Annotated in this window: 8 protein-coding genes and 1 rRNA gene; 7 read left to right on the top strand and 2 right to left on the bottom strand. The window is 70.2% G+C overall.

Features of this window, described 5'->3' with window-relative positions:
- The first annotated feature begins 8 nt into the window (after positions 1-8).
- The 4 genes from rrf to I2501_RS31245 all read left to right on the top strand — a co-directional run bounded on the left by rrf (position 9) and on the right by I2501_RS31245 (position 5,168).
- Positions 9-125 (top strand): 5S ribosomal RNA (gene rrf, locus I2501_RS31260).
- Between the two features lie 181 nt (positions 126-306).
- Entirely contained in the window at positions 307-984 is a 678-nt protein-coding gene (mtrA, locus tag I2501_RS31255; protein WP_037605443.1) for an MtrAB system response regulator MtrA, read from the top strand.
- 1 nt (position 985) lies between these two features.
- The gene (gene mtrB / locus I2501_RS31250) at positions 986-3,286 is read left to right on the top strand and encodes an MtrAB system histidine kinase MtrB (RefSeq protein ID WP_196197661.1); all 2,301 of its coding nucleotides are present in this window, start codon (positions 986-988) and stop codon (positions 3,284-3,286) included.
- A gap of 1 nt (position 3,287) precedes the next feature.
- On the top strand, positions 3,288-5,168 hold the full coding sequence (locus tag I2501_RS31245) for an LpqB family beta-propeller domain-containing protein (RefSeq protein ID WP_196197660.1): 1,881 nt from the start codon (positions 3,288-3,290) through the stop codon (positions 5,166-5,168).
- 49 nt (positions 5,169-5,217) lie between these two features.
- Here the strand turns inward: I2501_RS31245 and I2501_RS31240 are convergent, their stop codons facing one another.
- Positions 5,218-5,910 (bottom strand): ComF family protein, encoded by a 693-nt coding sequence (locus I2501_RS31240; RefSeq protein WP_236047570.1) that lies wholly within the window; start codon positions 5,908-5,910, stop codon positions 5,218-5,220.
- Between the two features lie 467 nt (positions 5,911-6,377).
- On the opposite strand from I2501_RS31240, the gene hpf reads away from it, so the two are divergent.
- Together hpf and I2501_RS31230 are read left to right on the top strand one after the other, a co-directional pair.
- The gene (hpf, locus tag I2501_RS31235; protein ID WP_408022805.1) at positions 6,378-7,004 is read left to right on the top strand and encodes a ribosome hibernation-promoting factor, HPF/YfiA family; all 627 of its coding nucleotides are present in this window, start codon (positions 6,378-6,380) and stop codon (positions 7,002-7,004) included.
- Positions 7,005-7,183: 179 nt separating this feature from the next.
- The gene (locus I2501_RS31230; protein WP_215910158.1) at positions 7,184-7,852 is read left to right on the top strand and encodes a response regulator; all 669 of its coding nucleotides are present in this window, start codon (positions 7,184-7,186) and stop codon (positions 7,850-7,852) included.
- Positions 7,853-7,866: 14 nt separating this feature from the next.
- Here the strand turns inward: I2501_RS31230 and I2501_RS31225 are convergent, their stop codons facing one another.
- Positions 7,867-9,090: a winged helix-turn-helix domain-containing protein gene (locus I2501_RS31225; RefSeq protein WP_196197657.1), complete on the bottom strand. Its 1,224-nt coding sequence runs from the start codon at positions 9,088-9,090 to the stop codon at positions 7,867-7,869.
- Positions 9,091-9,423: 333 nt separating this feature from the next.
- Between I2501_RS31225 and I2501_RS31220 the strand changes: the two genes are divergently transcribed.
- Positions 9,424-11,634 carry a hypothetical protein gene (locus I2501_RS31220; protein ID WP_196197656.1) on the top strand — a complete coding sequence of 737 codons (2,211 nt, stop codon included), beginning with the start codon at positions 9,424-9,426 and terminating at the stop codon, positions 11,632-11,634.
- Positions 11,635-11,667 lie beyond the last annotated feature (33 nt).

The raw sequence follows: 11,667 nt of genomic DNA, 5'->3' as shown, positions 1-11,667 counted from the left end.
CATCGTGTTTCGGTGGTCATAGCGTGAGGGAAACGCCCGGTTACATTCCGAACCCGGAAGCTAAGCCTCACAGCGCCGATGGTACTGCAGGGGGGACCCTGTGGGAGAGTAGGACGCCGCCGAACAATCTTTCCAGTGAAGCCCCCTGACCTCGTGTCAGGGGGCTTCACTGCGTTCCGATACTGTCCCTTGCCCCACCTGTCACACTTGTTGTCGGGCCCGCCACCCGCTCGTTGGTCGAACGAGTGGCGGAAGTCTCCCCGACTGTGCCCCAGGTCACGTTTCAGAGATGAGAGCATGGAGACCATGAAGGGACGCGTCCTGATCGTCGATGACGACACTGCTCTGGCGGAGATGCTTGGCATCGTGCTGCGCGGGGAGGGATTCGAGCCGAGCTTCGTCGCTGATGGCGACAAGGCACTGGCCGTATTCCGTGAGGTCAAGCCTGACCTCGTGCTTTTGGACCTGATGCTGCCTGGCAGGGACGGGATCGACGTCTGTCGGCAGATCCGTGCCGAGTCTGGCGTGCCGATCGTGATGCTGACCGCGAAGACGGACACCGTCGACGTGGTCGTGGGTCTCGAGTCCGGCGCGGACGACTACATGACCAAGCCGTTCAAGCCGAAGGAGCTCGTCGCCCGTGTGCGCGCGCGTCTGCGTCGCGCCGAGGAGCCGAGCCCGGAGCAGCTGGCCATCGGTGACCTGGTCATCGACGTCGCCGGCCACTCGGTCAAGCGTGACGGCCGCAGCATTCCGCTGACGCCGTTGGAGTTCGACCTGCTGGTCGCGCTGGCGCGCAAGCCGTGGCAGGTCTTCACCCGTGAGGTGCTGCTGGAGCAGGTCTGGGGCTACCGCCACGCCGCGGACACCCGCCTCGTCAACGTCCATGTGCAGCGACTGCGGTCGAAGATCGAGCGGGACCCTGAGCGTCCCGAGATCGTGGTGACCGTGCGTGGTGTCGGCTACAAGGCGGGACCGAACTGAGATGACTGGTCAGACGCCCGCCGTCCTGCCCGACCAGGACGGCGGGCAGTCGACCGGTACCGATGACAGCCGGAACGCTGCGGACAGCCGAGACACCGTGGCCGGCCGGAAGAGTACGGACGGTCGGAGAAGCAGGAGCGGTGCTAGCGCCACCGACGGCAGCACCCGTGCGCTGCTCGTCGTGGTCGGCCGACGCCTGCGCAGCCCGTTCCGGCGTGCCGTGGGGCTGTACCGACGTTCCATTCAGCTGCGTGTCGTGGCGACCACTCTGGTGTTGTCCGTGGGCGTCGTCGCGCTGCTGGGCGTCGTGGTGATGAACCAGGTCCGCAACGGTCTGCTTCAGGCCAAGCTGCAGTCCGCGCAGACACAGGCCGACAGCGGCTTCGCCGCGGCCAAGGCCGCGACCAGCAGCCTCGGAGCGGACACCCACAAGGCCGTTCCGGGTTCCGCCACGACCCCCGGCTCGACGTACTCGGTCGACGTCGGCGACGTGATGACCGAGCAGGTCCACTCGCTGGCGGCCAGCGGCGCGGGCTCCTACTACGTGCTGGGCATGCTGCCCGACGACACCCAGGCGAGCGACACCAGTCCCGCGCTGCGGGCGGTGCGCGACACCGGCCACGTGGACCCGCAGACGATCCCGGCGGAGCTTCAGGCTCGGGTCGCCGAGGGCAACGGGACGCCGCAGGGCTCGTTCTCCACGGTCACGTACCTGAACGGCACGCCGAGCGAGCCGGGGATGGTGCTGGGCGAGCAGATAGCGGTGCCGGACGGCAGCTCGTACCAGAACTCGTACCAGCTCTACTACGTCTTCCCGTTCACCCAGGAGACCAAGACCCTCAGCCTGGTCTCGGGGACGCTGGCCACCGCCGGGGTCTTCGTGGTGATCCTGCTGGGGGCGATCTCCTGGCTGGTGGTGCGCCAGGTCGTCACGCCGATCCGGATGGCCGCGGAGATCTCCGAGCAGCTCGCCTCCGGGCGGCTGGAAGAGCGGATGAAGGTCTCGGGGACGGACGACATCACCCGGCTCGGAGAGTCGTTCAACCGGATGGCCGGGGCGCTCCAGGCGCAGATCCGGCAGCTGGAGGAGCTCTCCCGGGTGCAGCGTCGATTCGTCTCCGACGTCTCGCACGAGCTGCGGACGCCGCTCACCACGGTGCGAATGGCCGCCGACCTGCTCTACGAGTCACGCGAGGACTTCGACGACCCGGCTGCCGCGCGCTCGGCCGAGCTGCTGCAGAACCAGCTGGACCGTTTCGAGTCGCTCCTTGCCGACCTGCTGGAGATCAGCCGCTTCGACGCGGGCGCGGCCATCCTCGACTCGGAGCCGGCGGACCTGCGCGACGTGGTCGCCCGCGTGATCGAGGGGGCCGACCCGCTGGCCAAGCGGAAGGGCAGCACGATCCACGTGCTCGGCGGGGACGAACCCGTCGTGGCTGAGGTGGACCCGCGTCGTATCGAGCGCATTCTGCGCAACCTGGTCGTCAACGCGCTGGAGCACGGTGAGGGCCGGGACATCGACGTCCGGCTCGCCGCCGGTGACGGCGCGGTGGCCGTGGCGGTGCGGGACCGTGGCATCGGGCTCAAGCCCGGTGAGGCGGCGCGCGTCTTCAACCGCTTCTGGCGCGCGGACCCGGCTCGGGCGCGTACCACCGGTGGCACCGGCCTGGGCCTGTCCATCGCCCTGGAGGACGCCGCGCTGCACGGCGGCTGGCTGCATGCGTGGGGTGAGCCTGGCGGAGGTTCTCAGTTCCGGCTGACCATTCCGCGCAATGCCGGGGCGGAGATCTCGCGGTCGCCGATCCCGTTGGAGCCGGGGGACTCCCGGGGCAACCGCGGTCTCGACGTGTCCGGCAGTCCGTACCGGCGGGCCCGTCCGGCTGGGGCGACGGCGGTGCTGGCGGCGGGAGCCACCGGCGGCCATGCCTCCGGTCACGTGCGTGCTGCGGGCGCAGGGAGCGTCGGCGGTGTGGACGGCGTCGGGGAGACCGAGCTGTCCGGGCAGCAGCCGAGCCTCGGTCCGGGGCTGGGCGGGGTGCTGGGGTACGGTTCGGTGATTCCCACGCTGCCGGGTCCGGGGCGACCGGGACCGGCCAGCAATCCGGCGGATCTGGGCACGGTCCCCGGGTTCGCGCTCGGTTCGGGCGGAGCGCAGGTGGTCGTGCCGAAGGAGGCGTGCGAGCCTGCGCCCGGTGCCGAGACCGGTGCCGACGTCGCAGTTCCGCCGTCGGACGGCGCGGCAGCCGACCACATCGGCGGCGAGGCCACGTCCCGCAACGGCGGCAACGATGGAGAGAAGTGAGATGGGCCAGGCGAACAGCCGTCGTCGCACGGTGAGCATGGTGGCGGTGACCGGCAGCGCGCTGTTGGTCGTCGGGTGCGCCGCCATGCCCTCCAGCGGGCCGATCCCCTCCGTCGGCGGCCAGCAGACCGGTACCGCGCAGGACTCGACGGTGCAGCTCATCGCCGTGCCGCCGAAGGAGAACGAGTCGCCGCCGGCGCTGCTCACCGGCTTCCTCGACGACCTCGCCAGCGACGAGGCGGACTACACCAACGCCCGCAAGTACCTGGCGCCCGGCACGTCATGGGACCCCGGGGCGCAGCTCACGGTGCTGGACCAGCGTGAGGCCGCGCAGGCGTCCAACAACGGCAAGCAGTTGACCGTCTCGGTCACCGGCCGCCGGGTGGCGACCCTGGACGCGCACGGCTCGTACACGCCGGGCGACCAGCAGACGGTGACCGAGAACTTCGTCTTCGAGAAGAACGCCCAGGGCCAGTGGCGGATCACCTCGCTGCCGCAGGGCATCCTGCTCACCGAGCAGGACTTTCCCGGGATATACGAGTCGGTCAACCTGTACTACCCGGCCGACGGCGGCACCACCAGCGGTGGTCGAAGCCCGCTGGTTGCCGACCCGGTCTACATCCGCAGCCACATCGACCCGATGACCTACGCGGCGCGCCAGTTGCTCGCCGGGCCGAGCAAGTGGCTGTCGCCGGTGGTGGCCAACGCCTTCCCGCCGGGCTCCTCCGTCGACCTGGACACGAGCGGCTCCCAGATCAAGGCGTACCTCACGCTGGGCCAGGGCGCGCAGTGGGCGGACGAGTCGTGCGACGCGATGGCCGCGCAGCTGTACGACACGCTGAGCGAGGTCGACGTCTCCGCTGCGGGTGAGCCCTCCGTCCCGGTGCAGTCCGTAGCGCTCTACGCGGGCCACAACGGCCCGGAGCAGTGCAACGCGGACAGCGGCAACAAGTACCAGGCCATCGCTCCGAATCTGCCCGACCCGGCCGGCACGGTGTACTACCTGAACGCCGACCGCCATCTCGTCAGCGTCCCCCCGCCGGCTTCCGGTTCCGGCGGGCAGGCGGACCCGCAGCCGGTCACGGGTGCGCTGTTGTCGTCCGCCGCGTCCGCCGCAGGCGGCGGGATCGGCAGCTTCGCGGTGTCGCCGCGCAGCGACGGTGCCGTGGCGACCGTGACGAAGAACGGCGGTGCGGTCTACGTCAGTTCGTTGCACGCGACCACCGCGCCGACTCAGCCGGTCCTGACCAGCGCGACCGGTGGGCTCTCCTCGCCGAGCTGGGACGGCACGGGCACGCTCTGGGCGGCGGACTCGGATCCGAACAACCCCTCGCTTCGCGCGGTGGAGAACGGCCACGAGGTCCCGGTGACCGTGACGGGCCTGCAGGGCACGGTCAAGCAGGTCCGCGTCGCCGCTGACGGGGCCCGGATCGCCCTTCTGGTCGCGGACCCCACCACCTCGGACACCTCGGTCGTGATCGGGCGGGTCCACCGGATCGGCACGGAGGCGTCGCCCCAGCTGACGATCGACGGACTGCGCACGATCGCGCAGTCGATCAGCTCGATCTCGTCGATGGCGTGGACCGACGGCGACAGCCTGGTCGTGCTGGGCCTTCCGTCGACGACGCACACCCTGACGCCGATCTCGGTCGAGATCGACGGCTCGCCCTCGGGCACGGACAACGGGATTCTCCCGGCGCTCAACGGCATCGTCGACATCACGGCATTCCCGGGGCCGACGCCGCGACTGGTGGCCTCCTCGGCGGACTCGGCCTCATCGGCTGACTCGGTCTTCCGGATGCTGTCCGCTGCCAGCTGGGCCCCCGTGGGCAACGGCACCTCCGGCACGGACAAGGGAAGCGCTCCCCGCTTCCCGGGCTGATGTCCGGACCAGGCGGCTGATGCCGCCTGGTCGACGCGCGCTCAGTCGCTCAGTCGCGGAGCTGCGTCGCCGCCACGACGGCGCCCGCGAGGACGTCCGCGCCCGCCTCGGCGAGGGCACGGGTTGCCTCGACGATGCTGGCGCCGGTGGTGACAAGGTCGTCGACGACCAGGACGTGGCCCTCGCGGAGCCTGGTGCGGTGGGCGTGGACGGTGAGCGCGCCGCGCAGGTTCCGTTGCCGCGCCGCCGCGTCGAGGCCGGACTGGTCGGCCACCGCGCGGGCGTGGCGCAACGCGGGAACGACCCGGGTGGGGACGCCTGCTCCGCGCAGCGCCGACGCGGCCGCGCGGGCGACGCGCAGGGTGGGGTTGTGGCCACGGGCGCGCGTGGTGTGCGTCGTGCTCGGCATGGGGACCAGCAGCAACGGGCGTTCCTGGCGCGGAGTGGCGGGGAACGCGGCGCGCACGGCCAACGCCAGGGCCTGGCCGAGTGGGGCGGCCAGCCGTAGCGCTCCGCGTTCCTTGTGGGCAAGCAGTACCTGGCGGGCCGGGTCGCCGTAGCGGACCGCCGCGTAGATCTCGGGAAGCCCCGGTGGCGGGTGCGCGGGACGTGCCCGAAGCGGCTCGGCGGCCGTCAGCTGCCCCCGGCAGTCAGGGCACAGTTGCGTGCGGGCGACGCCGCAGCCGACGCAGGCGGCGGGGAGCAGCAGATCGAGCGCGGCGTCGAGCAGCCGGACCGGCAACGGCGTGGCCCGGATCGGTGTCGTGCTCGGCGCTGATGCTGGTGTTGATGCCGGAACGGGTGCGGATTCAGTGGCTGGAACTGCCCCTACGAATGGCTCCATCGGCGACTCCGAGAGAAGGTTGAGGGGAGTCCTCAGAGTGCCGCGTGCACCTCGTTGACGAGGGACATTTACGTGATGTTCATCCGAACGGGGGTAGGACCCGCGCGGGGGCTGTACAAGCCCCGCCAACGCGGCGAGTTTGGGAGGTCAGGACGTATGGCTCCCTCAGCCGGGACCTTCGGCTCCGAATGGGACGGGCGGAACCCGGGGAACCGTTGTTCCATGGGGTTCCCACCGTTTCGAATGGGGATGAAGGGGACTGAGGGGCGGTACCGCCCGACTCCGAGTGGGCGGCGCTGCGTTCTCGATGGGCCCGGTGGACCTTCGGGTCCCTGGGCATGAAGCGCGAAGGATCGGAGTTCTGCGTGGACATCGTCGTCAAGGGTCGCAAGACCGAGGTTCCGGAGCGGTTCCGCAGGCACGTCGCCGAGAAGCTGGAGCGGATCAACAAGCTCGACGGCAAGGTGATCAGCGTCGACGTGGAGGTCTCCAAGGAGCGCAACCCGCGCCAGGCCGAGCACTCCGACCAGGTCGAGATCACGCTGCGCAGCCGTGGCCCGGTGATCCGGGCGGAGGCGAGCTCCTCCGACCCGTACTCCGCTCTTGACCTGGCCTCGGCCAAGCTGGACGCGCAACTGCGCAAGGCCGCCGACCGGCGGCGGATCTGCAAGGGCCCGCGGGCGCCGCTGAGCGTCGCGGCCGCGACCGCCGCGCTGTCGGACACGCCCGGGCAGGCTTCCCCCGAGGAGCTCGGCCCGGAGCACAGGAAGACGATGCAGGGATCGGTGGAGGTGGAGGGCGACGGGCCGCTGGTGGTCCGCGAGAAGACCCACCCCGCCGAGCCGATGGCCCTCGACCAGGCGCTGTACGAGATGGAGCTGGTCGGCCACGACTTCTACCTGTTCGTGGACGCGGAGACCAAGCAGCCGAGCGTGGTCTACCGCCGCCACGCCTACGACTACGGTGTGATCCACCTGAAGGTCGGCGTCTAGGTCTCCGCGGACGTACTCGGCTGACGGCTGACGTACTCCGCTCACGGAGGGACGACCACGGAGATCAAGGGTTCCCCCGGGCACACTTCCGGGGGAACCCACTGTGGGCGGGTGATCGCGACATCCGCGAAGCGTGGAATCATGTCGCAGAAAGCCGCCCACCAAGGGGGAGGGACCGGATGGTGGAGCCGATCCGGGTACTGGTCGTGGACGACCACGCGCTTTTCCGGCGCGGACTGGAGATCGTCCTTGCCCAGGAGGAGGACATCGCGGTCGTCGGCGAGGCCGGTGACGGGGCCGAGGCCGTGGTCAAGGCAGCGGATCTGCTGCCCGACATCATCCTGATGGACGTGCGGATGCCGCGCCGCAGCGGGATCGAGGCGTGCACGGCCATCAAGGAGGTCGCGCCGAGCACGAAGATCATCATGCTGACCATCAGCGACGAGGAGGCCGACCTCTACGAGGCGATCAAGGCGGGTGCTACCGGCTACCTGCTCAAGGAGATCTCCACGGACGAGGTGGCCACCGCCATCCGCGCGGTCGCCGACGGCCAGTCGCAGATCAGCCCGTCGATGGCGGCCAAGCTGCTGACCGAGTTCAAGTCGATGATCCAGAAGCGGACGGACCAGCAGGAGCTGTTGCCTGCACCGCGCCTGACGGACCGTGAGATGGAGGTCCTCAAGCTGGTGGCCACCGGCCTCAACAACCGGGACATTGCCAAGCAGCTCTTCATCAGCGAGAACACCGTGAAGAACCACGTCCGGAACATCCTGGAGAAGCTGCAGCTCCACTCCCGGATGGAGGCCGTGGTCTATGCGATGCGGGAGAAGATCCTCGAAATAGGCTGACCTCGCCCCTCGGCTCACGCCGCCAGCAGCTTCTCCAAGGGCGTGCGCAGGGACTCGTCGTGGAGCCGCTCGACGCGGACCGCGTCGCAGCCCACCCACTCGGCGGCCTCGCGCAGCGCCGCAGCGAGGGGTTCGACCGCCTTCGGCGTGGTCAGCGAGACCTGACGGGCCACCAGCGTGCCCTTCTCACGGGCCGGGTCGACCCGGCCGACCAGCTTGCCGCCGGCGAGCAGCGGCATGGCGAAGTAGCCGTGGACCCGCTTGTCCTTGGGCGTGTAGGCCTCCAGGCGGTGCGTGAAGCCGAAGACGCGCTCGGTGCGGGCCCGGTCCCAGATCAGCGAGTCGAACGGCGAGAGCAGGGTGGTCCGGTGACGACCGCGCGGCTCCTCCGCGAGCGCGGCCGGATCGGCCCAGGCGAGTGCCGAGTTCTCCGCGACACGACCGCCGTTGTGACCGTTGGCCCGGCCGCCGTTGCGCCCCCAGCCGGCGACGCGGACCGGTACCAGGCCGGACTCCGGAAGTGCTGCGGAGACCTGCTCGACCTTGAGCCGGTGGTAATCGGCCAGATCCTTCTCCGTGGCCACGCCCAGGGCCGTGCCGGACTGGCGCACCAGCTGCCGCAGGCACGCCTCGTCGTCCAGCTCGGTGTTCAACAGCTCGGCGGGGACGGCCTGTTCGGCCAGGGTGTAGACGCGACGCCAGCCGCGCCGCTCGGCGCAGACCACGACGCCGGTGTCCAGCAGCCACTCGACGGCGATCTTGGACTCGGACCAGTCCCACCAGACGCCGCCCTTCTTGGCACCGCCCAGGTCCGTGGCCGTCAGCGGGCCCTCGGCGCGCAGCTTGGCGACGATCTCGGCGGAGGATCGCTCCGCGTCCTCCATCCGGTGCCAGCGGTGGCCGCGCTCCAGGAAGTGCCGCCGGCGGAAGGCGAAGAGCGGCCACTCCTCGACCGGCAGGATGCAGGCGGCGTGCGACCAGTACTCGAAGGAACGGCCGCCGCTCCAGTAGGCCTGCTCGACGGCGTCGCGGCCCACCGGACCGAGCCGGGCGTAGGGGATCAGCTCGTGGGAGCGGGCGAGCACCGAGATGGTGTCCAGCTGGACCGAACCCAGGCTGCGCAGCATGCCGCGCACACCCGCCCGGCGGTCCGGCACGCCGAGCAACCCCTGGGCGCGCAGGGCGATCCGACGCGCCTGGTCGGCGGAGAGTTCGAGCAACTGCGACTCGGTCGTCATGTCGGCGAGCCTATGCCCGACCACTGACACCACTCACTCTGTCGAGCGACGGCAATCAAACTGCCGTTCAGAACCTCACTGATGAGAGTGGAGATCGGCCAACCTGCTGGGTGCGCTGCTCCCGGCGCTCCTAGCCTGGTTCCCGCAGTGAGGGAGCTGCTTCATGGGGGTCCCGGAGGTCCGTCCTCCCGGTGTTTCGACTTGCTTCTCGTGCTTCGTATCTCGTACTTCGCACTTCTGTCTCTGTTTTCTTTTCGACTTCACACGATTTCACTCGATTCTTCGGCATGCCTGCCCGCTCCCCGGGCATCGGCATGCCCGGGAGGGGACGACATGGGTCGCAGGACCCGTTGGGCCGCCGCGCTCACCGCGGCGGGGCTGTTGGCGTTCGCCGCGCCGACGGTCGGGGCGCAGGCTGTGAGCGCATCGCAGCGCATCGATCTCAAGGTCCTCGTGGTCGACGACGGCGGCCCCTCGGTCGCCGCCATCGTCAACGAGCTGGACCTGACCGGCACGCCGTACACGCGCGTGGTCCTCTCGGACCCCAAGCGGCCGACCATCACCGCCGCCTTTCTGAGCGGCACCGACTCCCTCGGCCGCGCCGAGGCGAAGTACCAGGCCGTGGTGCTGCCCAACAACGCGCCGTTCCCGGCCGGTTCGGCCGAGATGGCCGCGATCGTCGGCTACGAGCAGACCTTCGGCATCCGCCAGGTCGACGCCTACACCTACGCCCAGCCCGCCGTCGGGCTCAACTGGGCCAGCAACCCCGGCTACATCGGCGCTCTGGACGGCATGGACGGCCAGGTCACCACGGCCGGCCTCAGCGGCCCGTTCCGGTACCTCAAGGGCAGCGTCCCGTTCGAGAACAACGACCCGAACGTCGTCGAGAGCTACGGATACCTGGCCACCCCGCTGGCCGCGCAGGCGGCCGGCGCCACGTTCACCCCGCTCGTCACCATGCCGATCCCGGGCGCGGGCGGCACACAGGGCGTGCTGGCGGGTGAGTACGACCACAACGGCGTCTCCGAGATGGTGCTCACCTTCGCCTACAACCAGTACCAGCAGCAGTACCGGCTGCTGGCGCGCGGCATCGTCGACTGGATGACCCAGGGCGTCCACATCGGGTTCGACCGCAACTACTTCGAGCAGGACATCGACGACGTCTTCCTGCCGGACGACAGGTGGAGCAGCACCGCCAAGTGCACGCCGGGCGACGCCGCCTCCGCGTGCAAGGGCACCCCGGCCGCGTCGGAGATCCGGATGAGCCCGGCCGACGTCGCCTACGCCAAGCAGTGGGAGCAGGCGCACAACTTCACCTTCGACTTCTTCTTCAACGGCGGCGGCAGCGACGACGCCACCCAGAACGGCACCGTCGACGACCCGTTGACGGATGCCCTGCTGGCGGACAAGACCTCCTTCCGCTGGGTCAACCACACCTACGACCACCCGTTCCTGGGCTGCGTGCAGAACACCGCGACCGTGCCCTGGTCCTGCACGACCAGCGCGACCGGCGCCACCGAGTGGGTGAGCCAGCAGACCATCGAGACGGCGATCACCCAGAACGTCCAGTGGGCCGAGAAGCGCGGGATCAGCATCGACCCGACGGAGTTGGTCACCGGTGAGCACTCGGGCCTGAAGACGCTGCCGCAGCAACCGGTCGACAACCCCGGTCTGGCCCCGGCGCTGGCCGCCGCCGGCGTCAAGTGGACCGGCAGCGACCACTCCCGCGAGCCGCAGCAGCGGGCCGTCGGCAGCGCGCTCACGGTGCCGCGCTACCCGATGAGCGTCTACTACAACGCGGGCAAGGTCGCGGACGAGGTCGACGAGTACAACTGGCTCTACACCGCGACCGCCCAGGGCGGCAGCGGCATCTGCACGGCCAACCCGGCCACCACCACCTGCCTGCCCGCGCCGCTGGACGAGACCACCGGCTACGCGGACTACGTCGTCCCGCTGGAGGCCCGGATCGACATGGGCCACATCCTCGGTGACGACCCCGATCCGCACTACGCACACCAGTCCAACCTGGCCGAGGACCGGATCCTCTACCCGGTGCTGGACACGCTGTTGAGCGACTACGGCAACCTGATGGCCGCCGACGCACCCATCGTCAACCTGCGCGAATCCGCCATCGGCACGGAGCTGCAGCAGCGCTCGGCCTGGCAGAACGCCGTCTCCTCGGGGCGGGTCACCGCGTACCGGGTGGGCAACGTGGTCACGCTGCAGGCACCGGCCGGGGTGAAGATCCCGGTCACCATGCCCACCGGCACGACGCAGACGCTGCTCCTCGGCACGCGTGCGGTCGGCACGTCCTACGCGGGCGAGCTGTCCGGCTGGATGAGCCCTGGCAGCCTGCAGTCGGCGGTCACGCTCCGGCTCGCCTCGGCGGCCATGCCGATCGTGCCGCCGATGCGCGGCCCGGTGAAGGTGAACGCGGCACACGTCGCCCCGGCGGCGATCACGCCGAAGCAACTCGCGTCCGTGGCAAAGAAGGTCCCGCTGACGCCGGCCGGGGTCGCCAAGCTTCCGCACACGGCCGGGTAGCCGAGGCGACCGCGGCACCACGACCGCGTCCGG

The organism is Streptacidiphilus fuscans (assembly GCF_015690355.1).
GTDB lineage: Bacteria > Actinomycetota > Actinomycetes > Streptomycetales > Streptomycetaceae > Streptacidiphilus > Streptacidiphilus fuscans.
Note: the sequence above shows the minus strand (reverse complement) of the source record. Positions and strands in the feature narration are given on the sequence as shown.

Excerpts from the sequence above, each read along its gene's own strand:
- I2501_RS31225 (WP_196197657.1), bottom strand. The coding sequence starts at position 9,090 with ATGACGACCGAGTCGCAGTTGCTCGAACTCTCCGCCGACCAGGCGCGT.
- I2501_RS31245 (WP_196197660.1), top strand. The coding sequence starts at position 3,288 with ATGGGCCAGGCGAACAGCCGTCGTCGCACGGTGAGCATGGTGGCGGTG.
- I2501_RS31220 (WP_196197656.1), top strand. The coding sequence starts at position 9,424 with ATGGGTCGCAGGACCCGTTGGGCCGCCGCGCTCACCGCGGCGGGGCTG.
- I2501_RS31230 (WP_215910158.1), top strand. The coding sequence starts at position 7,184 with ATGGTGGAGCCGATCCGGGTACTGGTCGTGGACGACCACGCGCTTTTC.
- mtrB (WP_196197661.1), top strand. The coding sequence starts at position 986 with ATGACTGGTCAGACGCCCGCCGTCCTGCCCGACCAGGACGGCGGGCAG.
- mtrA (WP_037605443.1), top strand. The coding sequence starts at position 307 with ATGAAGGGACGCGTCCTGATCGTCGATGACGACACTGCTCTGGCGGAG.